Source organism: Pseudoalteromonas sp. Ps84H-4 (genome assembly GCF_024124645.1).
Taxonomy (GTDB): domain Bacteria; phylum Pseudomonadota; class Gammaproteobacteria; order Enterobacterales; family Alteromonadaceae; genus Pseudoalteromonas; species Pseudoalteromonas lipolytica_C.
The window spans coordinates 47,764-71,821 of sequence record NZ_JAMXSK010000006.1 but is presented as its reverse complement, the minus strand read 5'-3'; the positions used below and the strand labels follow the sequence as shown (position 1 = coordinate 71,821).

The 24,058-nt window shown below is 40.1% G+C and carries 20 protein-coding genes; 10 read left to right on the top strand and 10 right to left on the bottom strand.

Going from position 1 to position 24,058, the window contains the following annotated elements; all coding sequences use genetic code 11:
- Nucleotides 1-88: 88 nt before the first annotated feature.
- The 5 genes from NH454_RS07725 to NH454_RS07705 form a co-directional block, all read right to left on the bottom strand.
- Entirely contained in the window at nt 89-508 is a 420-nt protein-coding gene (locus NH454_RS07725) for a hypothetical protein (protein WP_235382371.1), read from the bottom strand.
- Between the two features lie 135 nt (nt 509-643).
- The gene (locus NH454_RS07720) at nt 644-1,021 is read right to left on the bottom strand and encodes a hypothetical protein (RefSeq protein ID WP_235382370.1); all 378 of its coding nucleotides are present in this window, start codon (nt 1,019-1,021) and stop codon (nt 644-646) included.
- A gap of 126 nt (nt 1,022-1,147) precedes the next feature.
- A complete protein-coding gene (locus NH454_RS07715; protein WP_235382369.1) occupies nt 1,148-1,534 on the bottom strand; it encodes a hypothetical protein in 387 nt (128 codons plus the stop codon).
- Nucleotides 1,535-1,772: 238 nt separating this feature from the next.
- Entirely contained in the window at nt 1,773-1,988 is a 216-nt protein-coding gene (locus tag NH454_RS07710) for a hypothetical protein (protein WP_235382368.1), read from the bottom strand.
- A gap of 91 nt (nt 1,989-2,079) precedes the next feature.
- On the bottom strand, nt 2,080-2,235 hold the full coding sequence (locus tag NH454_RS07705; RefSeq protein ID WP_235382367.1) for a hypothetical protein: 156 nt from the start codon (nt 2,233-2,235) through the stop codon (nt 2,080-2,082).
- Nucleotides 2,236-2,855: 620 nt separating this feature from the next.
- Between NH454_RS07705 and NH454_RS07700 the strand changes: the two genes are divergently transcribed.
- Nucleotides 2,856-3,851, top strand: a complete 996-nt coding sequence (locus NH454_RS07700) for a hypothetical protein (RefSeq protein WP_235382366.1) — start codon at nt 2,856-2,858, stop codon at nt 3,849-3,851.
- Nucleotides 3,852-4,055: 204 nt separating this feature from the next.
- On the opposite strand, the gene NH454_RS07695 is transcribed toward NH454_RS07700, so the two are convergent.
- On the bottom strand, nt 4,056-5,033 hold the full coding sequence (locus tag NH454_RS07695; RefSeq protein ID WP_235382365.1) for a catalase family peroxidase: 978 nt from the start codon (nt 5,031-5,033) through the stop codon (nt 4,056-4,058).
- A gap of 290 nt (nt 5,034-5,323) precedes the next feature.
- Between NH454_RS07695 and NH454_RS07690 the strand changes: the two genes are divergently transcribed.
- Complete coding sequence (locus NH454_RS07690; RefSeq protein ID WP_055021032.1) at nt 5,324-5,722, top strand: biopolymer transporter ExbD; 399 nt, start codon at nt 5,324-5,326, stop codon at nt 5,720-5,722.
- Between the two features lie 59 nt (nt 5,723-5,781).
- On the opposite strand, the gene NH454_RS07685 is transcribed toward NH454_RS07690, so the two are convergent.
- The 3 genes from NH454_RS07685 to NH454_RS07675 all read right to left on the bottom strand — a co-directional run bounded on the left by NH454_RS07685 (nt 5,782) and on the right by NH454_RS07675 (nt 10,441).
- Complete coding sequence (locus NH454_RS07685; RefSeq protein ID WP_235382402.1) at nt 5,782-8,598, bottom strand: TonB-dependent receptor; 2,817 nt, start codon at nt 8,596-8,598, stop codon at nt 5,782-5,784.
- A 215-nt stretch (nt 8,599-8,813) separates the two neighbouring features.
- Nucleotides 8,814-9,884, bottom strand: a complete 1,071-nt coding sequence (locus NH454_RS07680) for a FecR domain-containing protein (RefSeq protein ID WP_235382364.1) — start codon at nt 9,882-9,884, stop codon at nt 8,814-8,816.
- Nucleotides 9,881-10,441: an RNA polymerase sigma factor gene (locus NH454_RS07675; protein WP_253038670.1), complete on the bottom strand. Its 561-nt coding sequence runs from the start codon at nt 10,439-10,441 to the stop codon at nt 9,881-9,883. The genes NH454_RS07680 and NH454_RS07675 overlap by 4 nt, the downstream gene beginning before the upstream one ends.
- Before the next feature lie 447 nt (nt 10,442-10,888).
- Between NH454_RS07675 and NH454_RS07670 the strand changes: the two genes are divergently transcribed.
- The 8 genes from NH454_RS07670 (at nt 10,889) to NH454_RS07635 (ending at nt 22,618) form a co-directional block, all read left to right on the top strand.
- Nucleotides 10,889-12,091: an efflux RND transporter periplasmic adaptor subunit gene (locus NH454_RS07670; RefSeq protein ID WP_235382362.1), complete on the top strand. Its 1,203-nt coding sequence runs from the start codon at nt 10,889-10,891 to the stop codon at nt 12,089-12,091.
- A 14-nt stretch (nt 12,092-12,105) separates the two neighbouring features.
- Nucleotides 12,106-15,279, top strand: a complete 3,174-nt coding sequence (locus NH454_RS07665; protein ID WP_235382361.1) for a multidrug efflux RND transporter permease subunit — start codon at nt 12,106-12,108, stop codon at nt 15,277-15,279.
- Between the two features lie 105 nt (nt 15,280-15,384).
- Nucleotides 15,385-15,978, top strand: coding sequence for a PilZ domain-containing protein (locus NH454_RS07660; protein ID WP_135924304.1), 594 nt, complete (start codon nt 15,385-15,387; stop codon nt 15,976-15,978).
- Between the two features lie 84 nt (nt 15,979-16,062).
- The gene (locus tag NH454_RS07655) at nt 16,063-17,121 is read left to right on the top strand and encodes an agmatine deiminase family protein (RefSeq protein WP_235382360.1); all 1,059 of its coding nucleotides are present in this window, start codon (nt 16,063-16,065) and stop codon (nt 17,119-17,121) included.
- A complete protein-coding gene (locus tag NH454_RS07650) occupies nt 17,114-18,007 on the top strand; it encodes a carbon-nitrogen hydrolase (RefSeq protein WP_235382359.1) in 894 nt (297 codons plus the stop codon). Before NH454_RS07655 ends, NH454_RS07650 begins: the two co-directional genes overlap by 8 nt.
- Before the next feature lie 29 nt (nt 18,008-18,036).
- Nucleotides 18,037-21,510 (top strand): transcription-repair coupling factor, encoded by a 3,474-nt coding sequence (gene mfd / locus NH454_RS07645; RefSeq protein WP_253038668.1) that lies wholly within the window; start codon nt 18,037-18,039, stop codon nt 21,508-21,510.
- Complete coding sequence (locus NH454_RS07640; protein ID WP_235382357.1) at nt 21,510-22,343, top strand: CsiV family protein; 834 nt, start codon at nt 21,510-21,512, stop codon at nt 22,341-22,343. Before mfd ends, NH454_RS07640 begins: the two co-directional genes overlap by 1 nt.
- Before the next feature lie 11 nt (nt 22,344-22,354).
- Nucleotides 22,355-22,618 carry an outer membrane protein assembly factor BamE gene (locus NH454_RS07635; RefSeq protein ID WP_135924299.1) on the top strand — a complete coding sequence of 88 codons (264 nt, stop codon included), beginning with the start codon at nt 22,355-22,357 and terminating at the stop codon, nt 22,616-22,618.
- Nucleotides 22,619-22,655: 37 nt separating this feature from the next.
- Here NH454_RS07635 and NH454_RS07630 read toward each other — a convergent pair whose 3' ends face one another.
- A complete protein-coding gene (locus NH454_RS07630) occupies nt 22,656-24,017 on the bottom strand; it encodes a hypothetical protein (protein ID WP_235382356.1) in 1,362 nt (453 codons plus the stop codon).
- Between the last annotated feature and the right edge of the window lie 41 nt (nt 24,018-24,058).

Here is a 24,058-nt window from a genome sequence, read left to right as displayed (position 1 = left end):
CCGGTTTGCCGAACACCAAATTAGTTATTAAAATCAGCGCATGGTAAAAATGTCACGAATTGCGAATAGTTTTTTAGGTTAACGTCGTTCACATAGAAGACCATTGCTTATTTAACCCTATTAAATGAACTATGCCTAAAGATAGGCAAATTATCGAACTCCAAACCCAAAACTCAGGTGAGCGTCCCATAGGTGAGTTTATAAAGAAAAAGCCTGCTATCCCACGAACAAAATAAATTAACGTTATTAATATAAGAACAGTCCGAATTAAAGGGAGTTTAAATATTACTCCAGCAGCTGAAAACGCATACATTGACCAGATGGAGAGTACAAAGAAAATTCCAGTAGTAATCAAAGTTGGTTCTAAGCTCCCCTGCTCAGAAAGTAACGCCATTCTCTCACCCGCACCAAAAAAGCGATACCATGGTGCACCAAAATAAATACAACCTAAATGAAGAATGGCAGCTAAAGCATTTAATGCACCCGCAATAATTAGATAAATATTCATACCTTATGGAACCTCCATTTAAACCTCTTTTACCAATGCCATAACCGACAGAAAGAATAGCAGGCTAAAAAATTAAATACGTAGGAGGGCAAGCCCGCTGTTTTATATCCTTTGCAGCTAAAGCATTTATGATGCTTACAATACTCCAACCAGACCTAAAAGCCCAATGGGTAACAATAAAGTCCATTGCGGCAACTTTACGAATGTATGATACTTAAAAAAATACCAACCCACAGTTATAAAGACACAAGAAAAAATAACAAAGCTTATCGATATTCCAATGACAATGTTTTGATATAACCCTAAATTGAACCAACCAATATATGATAAAACAAAACCTGAGATAACGAGGATAGTTGATACAATGTGCCAACACCCTAATAGAGTTGCTTTAGGAATGTCAGGAAGATTAGACTTTAGAAAAGGTTTAACTGGATCAACTTGACCTGCGAAGATATGCACAATCGAAGTAAATATACATACGATTCCTGCTGCAAATACCCAAGTATTCATCGTACACTCCTTGTAAAAATAATCCCACATTAAATCGTGAGCAATACATTACAATATTTAAGCACACTCTAAATAACTCAACTAAAAAAAGATAAAACATCACGCATTATATTTCTTTTAAAAAATTTATGTGCACTTATTTACTGTAGCCAAACCTAAATCTATATTCGCAACAATATATCCATATTCTTTTTTATTTAAATTTTTAGTCTGATATTGTCGCTTAGCTAGTTCGTGTGTCCAAGCCTTTTCACACGGAGCTAAGGGAATAGCTGTATCAATCGATAAATGATGCTCTTCCTTTATTACACCGCCTTTTTTAACAATATTTTTGGCACAAAGGCTTAAAGCATATTCAACAGCAAATTTATCGACACTAGGCATACCAATAAATTCTACGTCGTAAGCAAGCTTTTTATGACCTTCAGTATCAACATAATAAAGCTGACCCGATGTAGTACAGCCTGAGCTAAAGAAAATAATGATAATCAATAAAATATGCTTAGTGCTCACTTTGCTTCCTTTAAGTAATTTATTATTACTATTACTAAACCTTGCTCCATTAGCCTATACACTGCTGTAATACTCATTGAAAGCTATGTAAGAAACTAATTTTTGAGATTTCTATATTAATCACTTAAGACATAACGACATCATAGAAAATGTAATAATGTTAGCTAAAATCACTGAGGGACAAAAATCTAATCACCTTTAAGACAGATTTATCATTTTTTATCTTATTATGTCTCAATTACCCATGATGTCGACGAATGTGTTTGATTAAGCCTAATTGATTAAACTCAAGTGAAACAATATTGGTTTTATTGTACTTGATAGTTTTGTCTAAATGAGCTGGTTTAACTTTACCTGATTCAGTCATTTTTACCAAAACTACGTTAGCACCAACCATAATCTCATTTATTTCTATTGAACTATAAATAACTTCATCATTTAGCTTACTTATCATATCCTCGCGAAGTTTTATTTATCTGAATAAACAAATTTATATTTGACGTGTTCATCAATGAAATCATCAGCTAGTAACGAGATAAAGTAGTCTACTTCTTTAATTGTTGTGTCGGGCTGCTGACGCGCATTTTTGCCGCTACAAATGCTTTAGCTTTCTCAATTAATTGCTCTGAAGTGAATTGGTCATTTGCATTACTGGTAAATGAAAAAAGAAAACAAATGAACACTAAAATAGATTTTTTCACGAAACTCTCCTTGTATACCTAACATTATGGTATTTATACGACACGTTGTTTGCGTTGCATAATAGTTTGTTGAGCTGAGTTGCTACATGCTCAGTTGGTTAAGTGGGTGTTGTTTATGCTACAGCTCCCTGTAATGCTCAGCGCTTGTAATGTATCCATACACATAAATTTGGCTACATTAATAATTATATTTTCACGCTTAAAAGACCTTTAGCCTGAACAGTGAAGGAAGTTAACTAATAGACTTTATACAGTTGCATTAGCCGCTTAGTAATTCGCATTTATTTAGTCACTGTTCGTTCTCTACCGAAGTTCGTCTAACTGCCAATTATAGGCAATCAAGTATGATTCGTAACTGCCACGCAAAGGTTTATTTCAAATATTTTAAGATCTGTTTCGAGCGATAACCAGTCATCGATATTTACTAAAATCAGTTTGGTTAGCTAATATAATAAATAAAACTTGCTTCGATAATTTTTTACAATTAACTTATTAAGCACCAATGAAAACTCATCATTTACAAAAAACAAAATTTTGTTAAAAATAAACCCATCATAAAAAAGCTTTAAATCAAAATTAAAACGCAATATTATCATTATATTTTCATGGATTTATATAATATGGAATACAAAACTAATAATAACTATGGATTTACCAAGCTTTTCTCTAGTTATTTTTGGCTAGGTTTGGTTTTGGTTTTATTTTCTGTTATTTTGGATTTAAAGTTTCCTAATATGCCTTTTTGGGCATTAGCATGTACAGGACTTCTAGAGTCTGTAGGTATAGCCATTTTAGTCGCCTCAATCTTTACTTATGCATCAGGAACCTCTGAATTTGTTAATAAAATCAAGTCACTATTGCAAGATATTGTAGTAAGCAGGAATTTTTTAGGGAATATTGATTCTGAAAGTAAACGGGACGCATTAAGCGCGTTAATAAAACCATCGATAGAAGAAAAAAGAATTTATTCAAATATCGAAGATTACTTAAATACATATATCATTCAAACTATGGATGTAACAAATAAATGTGTAAGAAGTAATTACAATGTTCACGCAAGAGCTTATTTAAATAAAGAACACAATACTATTTGTGTAGACTCAAATATTAGCTATCGTTTGTACCCGACTAAAGATGGCTATAGTGATATTAAAGTTGGTTTTTTAGCTTCGGAAATACTTTCCACATGTAATCAAATTGTAGTAAATACGCCACATGGTGATAGAGAGGTATTTGAAACGCTCGAATTTAAAGAAGTTGAAATTGATGTTGGTAAAGCTAGAATTGCCACTATAGATTTATCAAAACACGCTAAAAAATGTTCCCATTTAGACATTTCTCTTGATATGACTGAATCAGGATCGGACCATTGGATTATGTTATCTTTTGGAGCAATGATGCCAACGGATGGTTTCAAACATAGTTTACGTTGTGATGATGGCTTAAAAGTAAATAGTTTTCATACTTTCATTCATGGCGCTCAATTTTATACTGACAAGCCATCTGATACAGAAATGATTACTTCTTGTAATGAATGGATAAACGAGGGTACAGGTCTTTCAATACTTGTATCTCTTCCGCACGAAATGGCTAACAAACCAATCAAACAGGACTAAAAAGTTTACTTAGTTTCGCTTATCTACACTTTTTTGCAAATAAATTTTAGTCGTATATTAGGACCTAAGCCCATAAAAATTATTACCAGAAACTCATCTAATACTGCCGACAAACTAAATTCCCCCTACTGTCTCTTCTAACACATACACACCTGTCAGGTTTATTAATTACTTTTAATCAAACCTGACGGATACACTTAAGATTTATTGACCCGTTAAACGCTTAGCAAATGAAATTGCATAAGCTGTTGAGCGTAATTTGAGTACTTTGTCATCGCTTGGCATAAAGCCTTTAGATAGTAGGTTTGGGTCATAATTAGTGAGATCGCAACCTGACTCACTTGTCGATTCTATGGTGAGCTTCCCTAATTCAATTGTTTTGCGATCAGCAGGCCATTGTACTGAAGGGTCAGTTAATGCATCACCGGGCTCGGCGAATTCAGCTTGAAAAAGATAATGAACCTTCCCTTTCTCTAAATCCTCTTCAAGTCGCTTAGCCAGAAATGACTTAGGGAAGGTTTTCATTTGCTCTTCAGTTAGCACCTGCTCTGGCTCTTCTGGCACCATGGTCCACCTAAAGGCATGCTTAGCGCCCTTTTCATCAACCATGTAAAAGGTATGCACACCAAAATAACGCGAAGACACATACGATGCTGGCGGGTTATGGCTTTGTAGCCAATTAAATTGCCCTAAGATACTCGGGTTTTGTTCTCTGTATGCTTTTACTTTCGCAAAATCGATTTGACCTGTTTTTTCGTCAGGTACTAAGGTACTTAGCAAACCAAAAAATGCTTCTGGGCTGTTGCCTGCAAATACTGGCGTAGTAAGCCCTGCAATATTATGTACATCACCATTTTCTAGCACAAACTGCACCCCCATTCCACGCGGCGAGCGTGATGTTTCATCAGCATGAGGGTTACCACCGCCCATAGAAAAACGAATATTTGCTTTTGACGGTGCGTTAAATAAAGGGCTGATTGAATACTGTTTTGCTGCTTGATTAGGTGTAAATGTGCCAACAGCGCACACCCCTTTGGCGTGACCTTTTCTGATTCCGGGCTGCTTTCCTGACAGCTTTTCAAATAAATTAATAAAATCTTGCCCGTTTACTGGTTGCTCAGCAAAACTTGCTGTTGGTAAAACAAGGCACATAGCACAAACTAAAGACTTAATTTTTAGCATTTATCCATCCTTTAAACTTAGTTCCAACAAAAATGACCAGACTAACCTCAAAATCATTTCATCAAAGCTAATAAATATTTTTACCAACAAAAACGCTACAAACATTTAATAAACTTAGAATATTTATTTAACTACAGTATTTTTAAAAGCTGCTAACTTTAAATTTAGGATCCTAAAAACTGCTGTGGCGCCCAGCATTTTAAAAATAATCCGTGGTATTAATCACGACTATGACTAGTCCACTTAATCGTGACTTTTGTGGCTTGGTCAAAAACAACAAGGACCTAATTATGGTGAAACAACATAAAAAAACCACTGCAAACGCTGATGTAGATATGACTCCTATGCTCGATATTGTGTTTATCTTGCTGATATTTTTTATCGTCACAACCTCATTTGTTAAAGAGCGCGCTATTGAAGTGAATCGCCCTTTAGCAAAACCAAGTCTTGAAAACCCTAAAAAACAAGCGCAATTTACTATTACTGAAAACGACAGTATTTATTTTGCAAACCGGCTTATCACACCAGAGCAAATAATCGCTAACCTTGCGTTATTTGCCGCACAGTTTGAAATGACCAACGTGCAAGTAACAGCAAGTGAGCAAAGCAGCCACAAAACCTTGGTCACCTTGCTTGATAAAATAAAACAATATCAAGATGTGCCAATTTCTATAAGTACGTCTTTATAACTAAAAAAGGGCCAAATGGCCCTTTGCAAAGTTAAATAATAAAAGAATCTAAAGGGAGTTTAGAACTTGTACTCTGCACCTACGTAATAGTACGCACCGTTAAAACCAAATGGTGCTGAACGACGTGAGTAAGTGAATACACCTGGGCTTGAAACAATTGTGTTGCCGCTTGCATCAACAATCGTACCCGAGCGTGAATTACCAATGGTGTTCTTATCTGGGTAAACATCAAATAAGTTATTTGCACCAATGTTAAATGACAGATTTTCGTTAAAGAAGTAGTTAACTTTTACATCAGTTAAGATTTCAGCACCGTATGTTTGACGACCACCGTCTTCAACTGTGTATTCGCCGTAACGGTTTAGTGATAGGTTTACAGTCCAATCTTCTAAACGGTAAAGCGCACTTAAGTTAATGCGGTCTTCTGGTTGCCATTCTTCAATAATTGAGGTTTCTTGCGCAGAAAACACATCTTCTACCGGAATAGTCTCAAGGCCACTGCCTGATGGCGTAAATAAATCAACCACATCTGTTTTAGTGAAGTTAGCAGCAAAGGTGAAATCAAGCGTACCGCCAAGGCCTTCTGTGTTCCATGTTGCAACTAAATCAACACCTTCGGTTTCGGTGTCTGCACCATTTAAGAAGAACTGCCCCGCACCTGCGCCTGAACTTTCAAGTGCAGCATCTAGCGTATCTGATAAACCTTTACCTAAACGGTTAGAAATAACGATACGGTCGTCGATATCAATCGAGTAGTAGTCAATGGTTAAATTGATATTGTCGGTAACGTTATACACAATACCTAAACTGCGGTTTTGTGATTTCTCTTCTTTTAGCTTAGGAATACCAATTGATTGCGCTAAGGTACTGTCGTTTCTGAACGTACCTACTTGCTCAGCGACTAAGCTGCCATCATCACCCACAACAAACTGTGTACTTACGTTATTAAAGTAAAGTTGTTGCATAGAAGGTGCTCTAAAACCTGTGCTTAGTGCACCACGTAAAGACACATCTTCAGTAATTGACCAGTTACCCGCTAGCTTAAAGTTAACTGTATCGCCAAAGCCTTTGTAGTTATCGTAACGTACCGCACCTGAGATGATGACATCATCGATTACATAGGTTTCTGCATCCATGTAGAATGAGATCACATCGCGCGACTCATCAACTGATGATGCCGGATCTGAGCCACCAAAACCTTGCGTACCACTTGCTGCATCAACACTACCAACACCGCCATTTAAGCCAGAGTAAATGCTAACGCCATCAACTGTGTCGTAATCACGGTATGCGTATTCACTACCTTCAAGAATGCGGAACTCATCAGTACGTAGCTCAGCACCCAGTGCTAATGAAAAATTGTCGTAGTCTTTAGTGTAATCAAGGTTGAGTGTTTGAAGCGATAATTCAAGGCCATATGCATACGCTGAACGCGGGATAGTGGCACGAATTTCATCAGCGCTTAAACCTTGGTTATAACGAAGGTAGTTTGCGTATGAGCCATTGATTGTGTCGCTTGTTGTGTAATCAATGCTGTTTTCACCATAGGTGTACGATAAATCAATGCTTGAATCATTATCAAACGACTTTTTAAAGCCCACGTTGTAAGACACGTCATCAATGATGGTATTAATCTTAGGTAAGAAACCCATAGGAATGGTTGCATCACCATCTTGTAATACTGGGTTACCATTTGTATTTGCGTTATGACGGAAAAACGCTGCTGATTCGTTTTCACGATTTGAATAAGTGATAAAGCCATATATCTCACCACCAGCAAGCTCATAGCCAGTATTAACAGTTAGAGCAAATTGCTGTGAATCTGCATCACCAATCCTAAACGTATCACGAGGTGCTGTTAACTCACGAGGGTCGCCAGCTAATAGTGTACCGTCATCAAGTTCTGTACAGCCGTAAAATTGACAAGAACCATGAAGGCCTGCACGGTTAGTTGGCGCACGGTCACGGTAATTAATTGTGGTGTTAAGATAACCTTCATCACCTAAAGCAAAACCTTTGTTGAAATCAACAGTAACCGTTTCACCATCGCCTTCTGAATACTCACCGTAGTTGATAGCAGCTTTACCGCCTTCTTCGGCGTCTTTTAATACGATATTGATAACACCTGCAATGGCATCTGAACCATATTGTGCAGCAGCACCATCACGTAATACTTCGATACGTTTGATTGCAGCAGCAGGGATAGCGTTCATGTCAGTACCAGCCGTACCACGACCTACTGACGTATTAATGTGGATAAGGCTCGCTTGATGGCGGCGTTTACCGTTGATAAGCACTAAGGTTTGATCTGGCCCTAAGCCACGCAATGTTGCTGGGCGAAGTGCATCTGTACCATCACTGATAGACGAGCTTGAAAAGTTAAACGATGGAGCGATTGCTTGAAGCATACGGCCTACTTCTGTTTGGCCTGTATTCTCAAGTGCTTCGGCACTTAAAATGTCAACCGGAACCGGTAAATCTTCAACCGAGCGTCCTGCTACACGGCTACCGACAACGGCAATTTTTTCGATGTTTTGTTCTGCTGCTTGATCTTCTGCTAATGCTTGCGTATTGGCGGCTAGCAGTAATGGCACGACTGCAGCGCTGACCCCTGATACTTTGATCATGTTGTTATCTTTCCTATCTACTTGTTTGAGTTTTATCCTCAGCAAGCCTTGTTGATCAACAACCGCATCAAGCTCAGTACCTTCTAGCATCGCATTCAGTGCATCGAGTTTAGTGTAAAAACCAAATAACGATTGTGCCTGATATTGCTTCGCTAATTCGAAAGAAAATATGACTGTTTGTTCGGTTTGCTTTGCAAATTCGATTAAAGCCAAATCAGCTCGTTGCGCTTTGATGTCAAATTGCAGCATTTGTTTTTCAGCTGCAATTGCTGTTTGGCCGACGGTAAGGCCATAAACAACAAATGAGGCTGGTAACAACTGCAATTGCTTACTGTGCAACTTAAACAAACAGGTGAGGGAAAAAAATCCACTATGTAAATTTAATTTTTTTTTAATTAATTTTTTGTGACGAGAAAGTGGCGCACAATTAACATCATAATATTGGCGTATTCTCATAGGCAGAACTAACCTTTTGAAGCGAACGTTAAGCTAACACGATGCTCACCCAAACGTTGATGATTAACTGACAAATTTGCCTGTAGTGAATCAAGTAGGCCTTTAATATCGCCAGCTTTAAACACACCAGCTACCTTTAAAGATGCAAGTTCAGGATCGCTAAGCTCAAATCTCGTTGCTGTATAACGACTAACTTCTTGAAGTGCCTCGCTTAATGGTTCACCACTAAAGATCAGCATTCCATGTTGCCATGCAAGATCGCGTTGCACATCATCTGCTGAAAGCTGCTTAATTGGCTCAGTTTTACTGTGTTTAATCAGCGCTTTTTCACCAGATATAACAACATTCGCTTTTAGTTTTTTTATGTCAGAGCTGTTATCTGAAGCACTTTTTAATCTGTCAAAGTCACTTGCATCTACATGAGTATTTGGATCGGCAATCATTACTTTGCCTTCAGTGACCACTAATTCTAAGTCTGATGCAGTATTTCGCTGAACATTAAACACTGTACCAAGTGCAGTAAAAGATTTATCACCCGCGATCACTGTAAATGGACGGCTTGCATCTTTAGCAACGTTAAAACGCCCTTCGCCACGGTTTAAAATTAACTGGCGACGAGTTCCCGTATAAGCCACTTCAAGTTTTGTATTGGTATTAAGTTGTACAATCGTGCTATCTGGCAAGACGAATGTAGCTTGCTCACCCACTTTTGTCCGGTAAATCTTATTAAATTTCGCGTAATCGTTCTCTTCACTTTGCCAATAACTAGAATAAATCAACATAATGCAACCAAACAGCATCACAATTAAAAAGCTGGCGGCTGTTGCCATGCCAAATACTGCGGGCTGTTTTTGTGGTGCTTTGTAAGGAAACAGGCTACTTAGCTCGTTAAGTACACTCATTTCATCCCACAAGGTTGCAAGCTCAAAAAGTGCTTCTTGGTGTGCAGCACTTTGATGGGCCCACATATGTAATTGGCTTACTTCATCTTTTGATAAACCACGGTCAATGGCGCTTATCCACTGACTCGCCTGCTCTTGAATCATTTCTTTTGATGAAAACGGGTGAACATTACTCATTTGTTCACCTCTTTAGCAGCGAACTCTGTGGTTGTAGGGTGACTGTGGGTTTGAACGTCGTGAGATTTCATTGCTCGGTGAACATGTAATAAGCCTTTGGCTATGTGTTTTTCAACAGTGCTTTCGCTGAGTTCCATTTTAGCAGCAATTTCCTTTTGGCTTAGGCCGTAGACTTTCTTTAAAATAAAGCATTTTTTTACTTGTGGACTTAGTTCGTTAGTTACTCGGCAAAAAAACAAAAAGCGTTCTTTTGAGGTCACTTCATCTTCTAAGGCCATTGAGCGCATTTGATACTCAACTTGTTGTTGCTCATCTAACGACTCTTTATATTTATTATCCCATTTAGCAATATGGTTTAGTGCTAAATGTTTTGCCGTTTTCAGCATATAACTATGAGTGTACTCGATATTTTGTCTAAGATCGGCCTCATAACTTTTGATAAACGTCTCTTGCACAATATCTTCTACATCATCAGGGCTGACGATACGTGATACAAAGCGCCTAAGCTTGCTCGATATCTCAGTAAAAGCAGTGATCACACCTGTTCTATCTGTCATCCTTAACTCACATTTATTATATTTTTATTGCTTTAGGGTACGAGATTTCAGTTTAATTACAAGCCATTTGTTAAAATTTTGTGCCTCACGTTAATACACCCAAATAAAATCATATTTATACCTTACATTTATTTAAGGAAAGCTGCTGATTTTAGTACATTTGTATAACCAACTTACCATCACAGCAAATCTAATAAACAATAACTAACCAAGCCTCAAAAGTAGATAAATATGATTTCTACTGGTTTACTTTGCTAACTCGTTTTAATAATCCTCATTAAAGTAGTTTTTTGTATCGATATAATCCGAGCAAAAGTAAACTAAAGGGTGTACCTTTTGCTATTTTGGGTATAAACTAATCGGACTTTAAAATTGCATAGGACTGCCTTTGAGTTTTGGATGGCATTTCTTTGCTTACTTGCTTAACAATTGGACTGTGGAGTAAACATGCGTCTGCCTTTCGCACCTGCCAAATTATCTTTATCTGCTTTATTATTGGTTACTGCACCTATACTTTTATCTGCTTGCTCTAAAGCACCGGAGCAGCAAGGTCAAATGCACCCAGCTGCGGTTGCCACAATGACCATGAAAACTGAAGATGTGCCTTTTACTATCGAGCTGCCTGCAACGTTATCTGGTTCAAAAGAAATCGAAGTTCGTGCTCGCGTTACCGGTATTCTTGAATCACGTAACTTTGAAGAGGGCCAACGTGTAGAGCAAGGCCAGTCATTATTCACTATTGATCTTGAACCTTATCAACTTGCGGTTGACCGCGCTCAAGCAGCACTTGATGGCGCAAAAGCAGCTTTAATTCAAGCAGAGCGTGATGTAAAACGTTTAGCAAAGCTACGTGCCGAGAAATCCGTTTCGCAGCGTGACTACGATAACGCAAGTTCAGCCAATGATATTGCAAAAACAGATTTAGCTGCCGCTAAAGTAGCTCTGAAAGAAGCACAACTTAATCTTGAATATGCGCAAGTTAAAGCCCCTGTCGCAGGTGTAATGGGTCGTGAGTTTGTTTCTGAAGGCACTTATGTTTCTGGCCCAGATTTATTATTAACGCAAATGACTCAGTTTGACCCGATTCGCATTCGTTTTGGCTTATCTGAGCGTGAACAATTACAAATGCGTCAAGATGTTAAAAATGGCTCACTCACTTTACCTGAGCAAGGCCACTGGCAAACACAAATCAAATTACAAGACGGTTCTTTATACAGCAAAACCGGTGAAGTTAATTTCTCTGATGTCCGTATTAACCCGAACACAGGTACCAGTGAGTTTCAGGCAATTATCCCTAACCCTGATTTCCAACTTCGCCCGGGGCAATTCGTTCGCGTTGAGTTAAGTGGTGCAGTTCGCAAAAACGCTTTCATCGTGCCACAACGAGCCGTGCTTGATAACGGCACCGGTAAGTTTGTTTATGTAGTAAGCAAAAACGAGCAAGGTATGGATGTTGCGTTACCTGCCCCTGTCACTGTAGGTGAATGGATCAAAAAACCAGAAAACGAGCAATACCAAAATTTTTGGTTGATTCGCAGTGGGTTAAAAGAAGGCGACCAAGTTATTGTTGATGGCATGGCACGTATTTTCTTCCCGGGTATGCCAGTCAATGTTGGCAAACCAACCACTAACTCAAGCCACGCAGAATAAGCACAGGGAGTCTTATGTTTTCTCGTTACTTTATAGACAGACCCATTTTTGCGTTTGTTATATCTATTGTTATTGTGCTTGCGGGCCTTGCTGCGATGCGTAGCTTACCAGTTGCGCAATACCCTGAAATAGCACCACCGGTTGTACAAGTCACCGCGGCCTACCCTGGCGCATCTGCAGGAGTACTCGAACAAACCGTTGCTACACCGATAGAAAATGCCATTACCGGTGTTGAAGGCATGATGTATATGTCATCAACGTCAACCAGTGCTGGTTCAACCACAATCGAAGTTACTTTTGAAATTGGTACTGATGTTGACCAAGCCGCTGTAAACGTAAATAACCGTGTAAAACAGGTTGAAGCACGTTTACCTGAAGAAACACGCCGCCAAGGTGTCGTTGTTCAAAAAGGCTCTTCTAGCTTTTTACAAGTGCATGCCTTTTACTCACCAGATGGTACACGCTCGAGTTTATGGACATCTAACTATGTCACTATGAACGTGCTTGACCGTATTAAACGAATTCCTGGTACAACGAGTGTACAAATTTTTGGTGCTAAAGATTACGCTATGCGTATTTGGCTACGCCCTGATGTTATGAGCCAATTAGGGGTTACGGTTGAAGAAATTGCCGGCGCAATCCGCGTACAAAACTCGCAATATGCCGCAGGTAAAATTGGTGCTACGCCAACAACTCAATCTCCTCAAGAACTGGTTTATAGTGTTACAGCACAAGGCCGTTTATCTGAGCCTGAGCAGTTTGAAAACATCATTATTCGTTCAAATACTGACGGCAGTAGCTTACGCTTAAAAGACGTTGCCCGCGTTGAGCTCGGTTCGAAAGATTATAACTTCAAAGGGACGATTAACGGTAAAGAAGCGGTACTGCTAGGTATCTTCTTACAGCCGGGTGCTAATGCTCTTGATGTGGCTGAAGAAGTAAACAGTGTTATTGAAGAAATGAAAAGCCAGTTCCCTACCGGTCTTGCTCATTTAACCTCTTACGACACAACCCGCTTTGTTGAGGTATCAATTCGTGAAGTAGTAAAAACATTGCTTGAAGCCATGGTACTGGTATTCTTAGTGGTGTATTTATTCTTACAAAACTGGCGCGCAACGCTTATTCCGACTCTTGCAGTACCGGTTTCACTACTAGGCACATTTGCTGGCATGTATATGCTGGGTTACTCAATTAACTCACTCACCTTATTCGGTATGGTGCTCTCTATTGGTATTGTTGTTGATGATGCCATCGTGGTACTTGAAAACGTTGAACGTATTATGCACGAAGAAGGCCTAGGTGCTCGAGAAGCTGCCGTTAAAGCCATGGGCGAAGTAAGTGGCCCAGTTGTGGCAATTGTTTTAGTACTTTGCTCTGTGTTTGTGCCAATTGCATTTTTAGGTGGCTTAACCGGTGAGTTATTCCGCCAGTTCGCAATTACTATTTCGATTGCTGTAAGTTTATCGGGTGTGGTTGCCTTAACGATGACGCCAGCTCTTTGTGTGCTTATTTTAAAACAAGAACACAAACAAACCGCCCGTTTTTTCTTATGGTTTAACGACATGTTTACCAAGATCACTGGCCGTTATGTAGGTGCTGTTGGTTTTATGGTGCGCCGTGGTCTGTTAGGTGTGATCTTAATGACGGGTATGGTTGCTGCTACAATTGGCCTTTGGCAAAATACGCCTGGTTCACTTGTACCAGATGAAGACCAAGGTTATTACATCTCTGCCATCTTCTTACCAGATGGGTCATCACTTGAACGCACAGAGCAAGTAACACAGCAAGTTGTCAAAGCCGTACAATCAAACCCAGCTAACGAAAACGTAGTGGCGTTTACAGGTTTTGACTTTATTGGCGGTGGTTACAAAAACAGTGCTGCAACCTTATTCGTGACTCAAAAGCACTGGGATGAGCGTGAAGTTGATACCAAAGCGCTAGTGCAAGAGCTCTTCATGAAAACAGCGGGTATTAAAGAGGCGCTTGTACTTGCCTTTAACCCTCCTGCTATTTTTGGTTTAGGTAACACTGGTGGTTTTGAATTCTACATTCAAAACAAAGGTGACAGTGACCCAGATAAACTACAACATGCAATGCAGTTGATGACAGCTGAAGCACAAAAAAGCCCTATCATCAGTGGCTTGCAAACACTTTGGCGCCCTGATGCACCACAGCTACGTGTTGATGTGGACCGTGAGCAAGCGCGTGCTATGGGTGTCGAAATTGATGACGCGTTCACTGCCCTTGCGGGTAACTTAGGTACTTATTACGTTAACGACTTCAATAAATTTGGTCGCGCATGGCAAGTACTGATGTCTGCAGACGCTGAATTTAGAATGAAGCCTGATGACATTGGTCGTATCTATGTTAAAAACAACCAAGGTACTATGGTGCCACTTTCAGCCTTTACCACTATTGAGTATAGCCGTGGCCCTGAAAACCTTAACCGTTATAACAACTTACCAGCAGTTAAACTAATGGGTAATGCAGCACCGGGTTACAGCTCGGGGCAAGCCATTGCTGAGGTAGAACGTATTGCACAAGCAGTACTACCACCTAATATGACCTACGAATGGACAGGCTCTGCATTCCAAGAAAAACGTAGTTCAGGTACCACAGGAATTGCCTTAGGCCTTGCTGTGATCATGGTATTTTTGATTCTAGCAGCTCTTTATGAGCGTTGGTCACTACCGCTGTCTGTCATGCTTGCCCTGCCATTTGGTACATTTGGTGCGCTTATAGCAGTATGGGTTGTCGGTATGACAAACGATGTGTATTTCCAAATTGGTCTTGTCACACTACTTGGTCTTGCCAGCAAAAACGCGATTCTTATCGTTGAATACGCCTTGATGAAACATCAACAAGGTTGGAGCGCAAGTACTGCTGCACTTGAAGCTGCACGTTTACGTTTTAGACCAATTATTATGACCTCTCTAGCCTTCATTTTAGGTGTTGTGCCGTTAGTACTGAGCTCTGGTGCAGGTGCGGGAGCTCGTCATAGTGTTGGTACGGGTGTTATGGGCGGTATGATGGCTGCAACATTCCTTGCGGTATTCTTTGTGCCACTGTTCTTTTATTGGTTAACGGCGCGTAAGTTAACTGAAAAACGCTCAAGACAAGAGCTTGCTGATGAGATAGCAAAACATCACCAGCAAGAACATGTCAAAACCCAAGAGGGTAACCTGTAAAAAATGAAGGGCAAACAATGAGTTTGCCCTTTTTTTTGATTATTTGATTACTAGCAATTTACTGCTTCGAGCGCTAGTATTAAGGAAAGATGTGTGGAGTGCAGCATGAATAATCAAAAATTAGCCGAATTTGAACAATTTTTTCAAATCAACGAGAGCAATCGCGTCAATTTATACGCCGTTGAACCTGAAGCTGTGCCAAAAACCAATGCTGAACTCGAAGCTGATATCCCCGCTTTATTTAAACTTGCTAACGAAGTAAATGAGCTTGAACAAGCAACCTTACGCCCGCTTAGAAACCTAGGTGATGTTGCACAAGAACTAGCACTATTTTTACAAGCACAATCACGTAAAATTGATTTAATTATGAGCCATATTTTAGCCTCTGAACAGCCAGAAGATGACGCTAACTATTGCGATAGCTATGGCGGTGGCGGGGTAAAATTAACCTCATCAGAAGTATATGAACTTGGACAGACATTTCGCACTAAATTATTCTTACAACACGAAGCATCTGCCATTTATTGCTATACCGAATTAGTCGCCATTGAAAAATGTGATGATGATAAATACCAATATACCTTATTGTTTACGGCGATTCGTGATGCTGACCAAGATTTAGTCGTAAGAGCGGCCTTACATGCCCAAACTCGCCAACTAAAAAAACGTCAACAAGAAAACAATTCGCAAGACAGTTAAAAATCACGCTTTATCGCGCACAAAAAGCTGACATCTATGGCTAAAATGCTAAACTAGCCCCACCTTAGTTTGTTTATTACCTTCATGAAATTTAGACTTTTACCTGAATGGGCTGAGCAAGATGCTGTTATGCTTACTTGGCCACACCAAGATACTGATTGGGCTGCAAATTTAACGGCTGTAGAGCCTGTGTATGTGGCACTTTGCCAAGCAATAAGCCAGCAACAAGATGTTGTGATTGTGGCCCATGATAATGCCCTTAAAGCACATATTGCCGGATTACTTGAAACCGCAAATGTTGATGCTAAGCGCATTCACTTTGTGGTGACACCCTGTAACGATACTTGGGCACGCGACCATGGCCCATTAACCTGTGCGAATATTGATGACGCAACAGAATTAAAAGTAATGGATTTTATTTTTAATGGTTGGGGCAATAAGTTTGCAAGTGAACTTGATAACCAAATTAACCAAGTGCTTGTAAAGCAAGTTGCAAACCCTAAAAATGGTTATCAGCAAAGTGAACTGGTTCTTGAAGGCGGCGGCGTCGAAATCAACGAGCACGGCGTACTACTGACTACAAGCGAGTGCTTGTTAAACCCAAATCGTAACCCAGCACTTACAAAAGCAGATATAGAAAAAACGCTAGTTGAGCAACTTGGCGCTACGTCTTTCCTTTGGGTTGATCACGGTTATCTTGCGGGTGATGATACCGACAGCCATATTGATACACTGGTACGTTTTGCACCAAACAACACCCTTGTATATGTACAGTGTGATGATAAAAATGATGAGCATTTTGCTGCCCTTGATGCAATGGAAAAGCAACTGCAATCATTTAAAACAGCAGAAGGTGAAAACTACACGCTGATTGCCTTACCTTGGCCAAAAGCAGTGTTCAATGAAGATGGTGACAGACTCCCTGCCACATACGCTAATTATTTAATTATCAATAAAACCGTTTTAGTACCAATTTATGGTGATGAAAACGACCAACTTGCGCTTGGTCAGGTTGCCAAAGCATACCCAGATCACACTGTGGTGGGTATTAATTGTGTGCCAATTATTCACCAATTTGGCAGCTTACACTGTATTACAATGCAATTACCGCGCGGCTTTTTAGCAGGAACAAACAATGACTAAACCAACGCATTTAAAGGTTGCTCTTGTTCAGCAATCAAACACCGATAATGCTCAAGACAATATGGCAAAATCTATTGCTGGTATTCGTGATGCAGCAAGCCAAGGCGCTAAGCTTATTGTTCTTCAAGAGCTGCACCGTAGTTTGTATTTTTGCCAAACCGAAGATGTAGACGTTTTTGATTTAGCAGAAACAATTCCGGGCCCAAGCACAGACACCTTAGGCGCACTCGCTAAAGAATTAAATGTGGTGATCGTGTCATCATTATTCGAAAAGCGTGCCACAGGTCTTTATCACAACACCGCTGTGGTTCTAGAAACTGACGGCAGTATTGCCGGCAAATACCGTAAAATGCATATTCCTGATGACCCAGGTTTTTACGAGAAATTTTACTTCACACCGGGTGATTTAGGTTTTCAGCCTATTCAAACCTCTGTTGGCAAATTAGGCGTGTTGGTGTGTTGGGATCAATGGTTCCCTGAGGCTGCACGCTTAATGGCAATGGCCGGTGCTGAAATTTTAATTTACCCAACAGCCATTGGCTGGGATCCGCGTGATGAAAAAGACGAACAAACACGTCAAAAAGACGCGTGGGTTATTTCACAACGCGCTCATGCAGTTGCCAACGGTGTACCGGTGATCAGCTGTAACCGTGTTGGTCACGAAAGTGATCCAAGCGGTCAAAGCGAAGGTATTCAGTTCTGGGGCAACTCGTTTATCGCGGGCCCTCAAGGTGAAATCTTAGCCGAAGCTAACAACAGTGATGAGCAATTATTGGTTGTTGAATTAGACCAAGCGCGTAGTGAAAACATTCGTCGAATTTGGCCTTACCTTCGTGATCGTCGTATCGATCACTATCAGGACTTAACCAAGATTTATCGAGACTAAGCAGTAAAAACAGTTTAAAGGAGTAGTAAATGGCGTTTGCGCAATGGGCAGCATTGCCTTGGGTAAAATCTGAAAAAGATAAAATTCAATGGGGACAACTTACCGGTAGCGGACTGAGCATCGCCATCGCAGAAGGTGTAAAACAACACAACGAGCTGGTTGTGATTGTCACCCCAGATACGCCAAGCGCCCTACGCCTTGAAACTGAGCTCGAATTTCTATTGCCTGAAAACCCAGTCATGGTCTTCCCTGACTGGGAAACTCTACCTTATGATCATTTTTCGCCGCATCAAGATATTATTTCTGCACGCCTAGCCACCTTAAATACATTAAAAAAAGAACAACAAAGCGTATTAATCGTGCCAGTATCAACCTTGATGCTACGTACAGCCCCTGCTTCGTTTATTTACGGTTCAACCCTTAACTTTAAAGTGGGCGATACCTTAGATACCCATACACTGCGTGAAAACTTAGAACAAGCGGGCTATTTACATGTACAACAAGTGATGGAGCATGGTGAATACGCTATCCGTGGTTCTATCGTTGACTTATACCCTATGGGTAGCCCTCACCCATTCCGTTTAGACTTTTTTGATGATGAGCTCGACAGCATTCGTTTATTTGATGTTGAAAGCCAACGCTCTGATGAAAAAGTCGACAAAATTGAGTTACTGCCAGCTCACGAGTTTCCAACTAACGACTCAGACATCGAGCGTTTTCGTATCAATTATCGTGAACAATTTGGCGCAAGTTCTGAGCAAGACTCAATTTATATGCAGGTTACCAAAGGAACTTGGCCTGCCGGTATCGAATATTACATGCCACTGTTTTTTGATGGACTGGCGACTATCTTCGATTACTTACCAAGCAATACGACGTTTATGCATTTTGGCGATATTGAACATGCTGCTGACCAATTTTGGCACGATGTAAATGTTCGCTACGAAAATCGCCGTGTTGATCCACTTAGACCACTACTTGAGCCAATTAAGCTCTATCAAAGTGTTAATGAGCTGTTTGGTGAATTTGGTAAATACGCACGTATTCGTTTATCGCAAGCCAAATTAGGCACCAAAGCAGGCCATACAAACCTTGCCAGTAAAGAGCTGCCAAATGTACGTATAGATCATAAGTTACATGAACCGTATCAAGGTTTAATAAACTATGTTGCTAGCGAGAGAAAACAAAAAGGCCGCGTGCTGCTCTCGGTTGAATCGGATGGCCGCCGCGAATCATTACTGACATTATTAAAACCAAGTGGTTTAAAGCTCAAAGAGTTTGAAACTTTTAGCGATTTTACCAATAGTACAAGCGATGTTGGCCTCATCGTTTCGCCACTTGAACAAAGTGTGGTGTTAGACGGTAAACCGCGTTTAACCATTATCACAGAGCAAGAATTATTAGGTATTAAGGTATCGCAGCGTCGACGCCGTAAACACAAATACGAAGCCAGCCAAGATGCGCTTATTCGTAACCTTGCTGAGCTACGTGAAGGCCAGCCAATCGTACACCTTGACCACGGTGTAGGCCGCTATCAGGGGCTTGAAACCATCGATGCTGCCGGTGTTATCACCGAGTTTGTTACCATCATTTACGCCAACGAAGCGAAGCTTTACGTACCTGTTTCAGCGTTACATATGCTGAGCCGCTATTCTGGTGGCGAAGAAGCCTCTGCCCCGCTCCATAAATTAGGCTCCGATGCGTGGGAAAAAGCTAAAAAACGTGCTGCCGAAAAAGTTCGTGATGTGGCTGCTGAGCTATTAGATATTTACGCAAAGCGCCAAGCAAAACCGGGTAACCAATTTAAGCTTGATGGCAGTGCATATCGTCAGTTTAGCGATAGCTTCCCATTTGAAGAAACTGACGATCAACGCAACGCCATTGAGTCTGTTCTTGGTGATATGCAAAGTAAACAAGCGATGGACCGTTTGGTGTGTGGTGACGTTGGCTTTGGTAAAACTGAAGTGGCAATGCGCGCAGCCTTTGTGGCCGTTAACGATAACAAGCAAGTTGCGGTGCTGGTACCAACGACACTGCTTGCTCAGCAACATTATGAAAACTTTAAAGACCGTTTTGCCGATTTACCAATTGAAGTTGGTGTTTTATCACGCTTTAATTCTACAAAAGAGCAAAAAGATACCCTAGATAAAATGGCTGAGGGTAAATTAGATATCGTTATTGGTACACACAAGCTTATTCAGCAAGATATCAAATTTAAAGATTTGGGCTTATTAATTGTTGATGAAGAGCACCGCTTTGGTGTGCGTCAAAAAGAAAAAATCAAAGCATTACGTGCCGATGTTGATATTTTAACACTTACAGCAACCCCTATCCCACGTACCTTAAACATGGCAATGAGTGGTATGCGTGACCTGTCAATTATTGCCACACCACCTGCAAAACGTTTAGCAGTTAAAACCTTTGTTAGACAAAGGGATGCAGAACTAATTCGCGAAGCAATCCTGCGTGAAATTAAACGCGGTGGTCAGGTGTATTTCTTACATAATAATGTTGAAACTATCGACCGTGTTGCTGAAGAAATCAGTGAATGGGTACCCGAAGCCAGTGTTACAACGGCACATGGTCAAATGCGAGAGCGCGAGCTTGAGCAAATTATGAGTGATTTTTATCACCAAAAATATAATGTCATTGTGTGTACCACCATTATCGAAACCGGTATCGATGTACCCACTGCCAACACCATTATTATGGATAGAGCAGATAAGCTAGGGCTGGCCCAACTACATCAGTTACGAGGGCGTGTTGGCCGAAGCCATCACCAAGCGTATGCATACCTTCTAACAGGTAATCCTAAGTCGTTAACCAAAGACGCTGTAAAACGTTTAGAAGCGATAGAATCGCTTGAAGATCTAGGCGCTGGCTTTGCACTTGCTACCCATGATTTAGAGATTCGTGGAGCGGGTGAATTACTTGGTGACGACCAATCAGGGCAAATGCAAACCATTGGTTTTAGTTTGTATATGGAAATGCTTGAGCAAGCCGTTAACGCATTAAAAGAAGGTAAAGAGCCAACTCTTGAGAATTTACTAGGTCAACAGACTGAGGTTGATTTAAAACTACCAGCCTTATTACCTGAAGATTATATTCATGATGTAAATGCTCGTTTAGGAATCTATAAACGCATTGCAAGCTGTGCTAACCTCAACGATATGGACGAATTACAGGTAGAGCTAATAGACCGCTTTGGTCTGCTACCTGATGCCACTAAAAACTTATTTAGTTTGCAGCAATTAAAACTGCAAGCAAGCAATATTGGCATTAAGAAAATTGAAGCAAATCCGAAAGGCGGTTATTTTGAGTTTAGCCAGCATACAAAGGTTAACCCTAGCTTCATTATAGGTTTGATACAAAGTGCACCACAGGTGTATAAAATGGATGGCGCGAATAAATTGCGCTTTGCGATTAGTGAGGCAAACCCTCGCGAACGCTTGAAAATGGTCACTGCAATGATTGCAGATTTCGAGAAAAAGGTTAGCCATTAATGTTGTTAAGAAATAGTTTTTTGTTGCTGTGTTGCTTATTTACAAGCTCATCGTTTGCAACGAGATGGTTTGAAATTGAAGTACTTATCTATAAACAACGCCCAGCACCTTATTTACAAGAAGATTTTTCTTTAAAGCATGATGAGATTACTGCTAAGCGCGAAAAAGATCTGCTTTCTCCAGCTTATACAGCGCAAGCTAGACAAGAGTGCTTAAATGGCGACAGTCGATTTCAGTCTACGACATTTGCAGATGCTATTATTACCTCGAATCCCCACTCTAACGTGTGCGATGAAAGTGTTGATTATTTATCTAGTTATGACGAATTACCCGTAACACCCGTAGTCGAAGCTCGCGACGACACGGATGAAATTTATCTACTCGCGCCCGAGCAGCTACAGTTTATCGAACAAAAAAAGCAACTAGATCGTAAAGGTCTCACGCCGATACTTCACACAGGTTGGCGTTTTCCTGAAATGAGCGAAAGTAAAGCCCCCAGTATTAGATTGTTTTCAGGTGATCACTTTTCACAAGCGCTCGATAGCCAAGCAACTACTGATAATGACTTTATTAATCTAGTTAGCCCGGTACAGCAATATATTCCCGAACAGTTACAAACGATACCGAAGTGGGAATTAGAAGGTTTGATGAAAATATACGTTCGCCATTACCTGTTTATTCATGCTGATTTTGATATTAGTCAGCGTTTAGAGAGTGGCGACTATGAAAAAGCACGTTTTTCACAATTTAAGCGTGTAATAAGTAATGAAATTCATTATTTCGATCACCCTCGCATGGGGATGATTGTACAAATAAGACGTTATAACCATTAATGGAAACTATTATGAAAAAATATATGGCAATTGCTGCTGCAACGGTAGCGCTTACTTTAGCTGGCTGTTCAAAAGTTAACTTAGAAAACTATGAAAAAATTAAAATCGGTATGGATAAAGCTGAAGTTGAAGCGATTTTAGGCTCAGCGGATAAGTGCGAAGAAAAAACACTTCATACTAATTGTATTTGGGGCAGCAAAGACAAAAATATCGAAATTACATTAGTTTCAGATAAAGTGTCGCTGTACAGCAAAACAGGTCTAGACGCTAAATAAACCTACCAGGGTGGTAATGTACCACCCTCGTTTCTCTTTATTTAACTGACGTCGAATATATCCTTTCAATATTAACAATTTTGCTGCGATTTAAGGTGATTTTGTAGCGCTGCATCAGTGTTTTTTCATCGTTTTGTGTAAAAACCAATACCATATTTAGTTGATACCTACGCTCAACTGCTTGCTTAGATATTTTATTGCTTTCAAGATGATAAAGTTTACCTTCACCGCGTTTTAAATAACGTGCGAATGGCGCTAAACTAAATTGCATCGTTTGTTGTAGGGTATCGTAACCCGGTAAAAACTCTTTAGCATTAACGTGTGTTTCACTAGCAAAATGTAACCATTGAGAAGCCTGCTTGTTCTGATGGCGACGCTTAGAGAATATTTGTCTAACCTCTTTAGGGATACGCTTAAAAGCTTCGTATTCTAGCCAAATATACTGACTAGCAATGCGGTCTTTAGTGATACTATTTCTAAATTGAAAACGCCATTTTGGCCGCCCTCTTACTATTGCACGCCATATAACGCGGGTAATATCCTCTTTGAATATCTCTCGCAACCCATAAATTACACCTAAAATCAAAATTAAGGTTGCAGTTACCTCAGTAAAGGTTGAACGGGCGTTTAACACAACTAACATTACAAAGGCCATGATAACAGCCGTTACAGATCCCTTTACAATGCGCTTTAAGTAGCTATTCAAATGTCGGGTATGACGAGTTAAAACCACACCATGTTCAATCAAACGTTGTAACAGGCGCATTTTATTAGTGATTCGATTGGCATCTTCAAGGGTTGATTGCGAGTTATATTCCTGCTCGTCACGGTAACTATTTTCAGTTTTACAAAACTCTAAAAGCTCGCTGCGCTCTTTTGCAAAATCGCTACTGCGTGGTCCTTCGTCTAGCAACTTTAAAAATGACTGTTCAACATGCCAACTTAAATAGTTATCGGCATTTTTATAAAATGGCAGTAGTTTTTCATCATCTGGTGTGTAGCGTCTCAGCTTTTTAAGCAGCCCTTTGGTTTGCTCACATAATTCAATGGCTGCAGGATAAAACTCTTCAGCTTCTTGGTATTTTAAGGTGTCTTTAATATCAGCATTCAGCGCTAAACGAACTTGGTAGCAATATAAGTTTAAATTTTGTCGATAATCTTGCTGCTCACCTTTGTTTTTACTAACAAAGCGACTTCTCACCAAGGGTAAATGAATATTGTTGGCGTTATAAGCTAAATGTGATTTGAAATGGTTATTAAAAAATGACTCTTCACTAAGTGTTTGTGGATTAACACTCATCTCATTAGGGATTGAGAAATACAGATCTAACCGCTGCTCTGCACGGGGAGTGAGTTCAGGCTCAATAATAAAAGATAGGTTTTCGTCTTGTTTAAGCAATATCACCTCGTTTGTTAAAAGTACCTCTACAGTTTACGCGT

What these genes read in the sequence shown, in the direction of transcription:
- NH454_RS07725 (WP_235382371.1), bottom strand. Translation starts at nt 508, where the DNA reads ATGAATATTTATCTAATTATTGCGGGTGCATTAAATGCTTTAGCTGCC.
- NH454_RS07720 (WP_235382370.1), bottom strand. Translation starts at nt 1,021, where the DNA reads ATGAATACTTGGGTATTTGCAGCAGGAATCGTATGTATATTTACTTCG.
- NH454_RS07710 (WP_235382368.1), bottom strand. Translation starts at nt 1,988, where the DNA reads ATGATAAGTAAGCTAAATGATGAAGTTATTTATAGTTCAATAGAAATA.
- NH454_RS07700 (WP_235382366.1), top strand. Translation starts at nt 2,856, where the DNA reads ATGGAATACAAAACTAATAATAACTATGGATTTACCAAGCTTTTCTCT.
- NH454_RS07695 (WP_235382365.1), bottom strand. Translation starts at nt 5,033, where the DNA reads ATGCTAAAAATTAAGTCTTTAGTTTGTGCTATGTGCCTTGTTTTACCA.
- NH454_RS07690 (WP_055021032.1), top strand. Translation starts at nt 5,324, where the DNA reads ATGGTGAAACAACATAAAAAAACCACTGCAAACGCTGATGTAGATATG.
- NH454_RS07685 (WP_235382402.1), bottom strand. Translation starts at nt 8,598, where the DNA reads ATGCTGCAATTTGACATCAAAGCGCAACGAGCTGATTTGGCTTTAATC.
- NH454_RS07680 (WP_235382364.1), bottom strand. Translation starts at nt 9,884, where the DNA reads ATGAGTAATGTTCACCCGTTTTCATCAAAAGAAATGATTCAAGAGCAG.
- NH454_RS07675 (WP_253038670.1), bottom strand. Translation starts at nt 10,441, where the DNA reads ATGACAGATAGAACAGGTGTGATCACTGCTTTTACTGAGATATCGAGC.
- NH454_RS07670 (WP_235382362.1), top strand. Translation starts at nt 10,889, where the DNA reads ATGCGTCTGCCTTTCGCACCTGCCAAATTATCTTTATCTGCTTTATTA.
- NH454_RS07665 (WP_235382361.1), top strand. Translation starts at nt 12,106, where the DNA reads ATGTTTTCTCGTTACTTTATAGACAGACCCATTTTTGCGTTTGTTATA.
- NH454_RS07660 (WP_135924304.1), top strand. Translation starts at nt 15,385, where the DNA reads ATGAATAATCAAAAATTAGCCGAATTTGAACAATTTTTTCAAATCAAC.
- NH454_RS07655 (WP_235382360.1), top strand. Translation starts at nt 16,063, where the DNA reads ATGAAATTTAGACTTTTACCTGAATGGGCTGAGCAAGATGCTGTTATG.
- NH454_RS07650 (WP_235382359.1), top strand. Translation starts at nt 17,114, where the DNA reads ATGACTAAACCAACGCATTTAAAGGTTGCTCTTGTTCAGCAATCAAAC.
- mfd (WP_253038668.1), top strand. Translation starts at nt 18,037, where the DNA reads ATGGCGTTTGCGCAATGGGCAGCATTGCCTTGGGTAAAATCTGAAAAA.
- NH454_RS07640 (WP_235382357.1), top strand. Translation starts at nt 21,510, where the DNA reads ATGTTGTTAAGAAATAGTTTTTTGTTGCTGTGTTGCTTATTTACAAGC.
- NH454_RS07635 (WP_135924299.1), top strand. Translation starts at nt 22,355, where the DNA reads ATGAAAAAATATATGGCAATTGCTGCTGCAACGGTAGCGCTTACTTTA.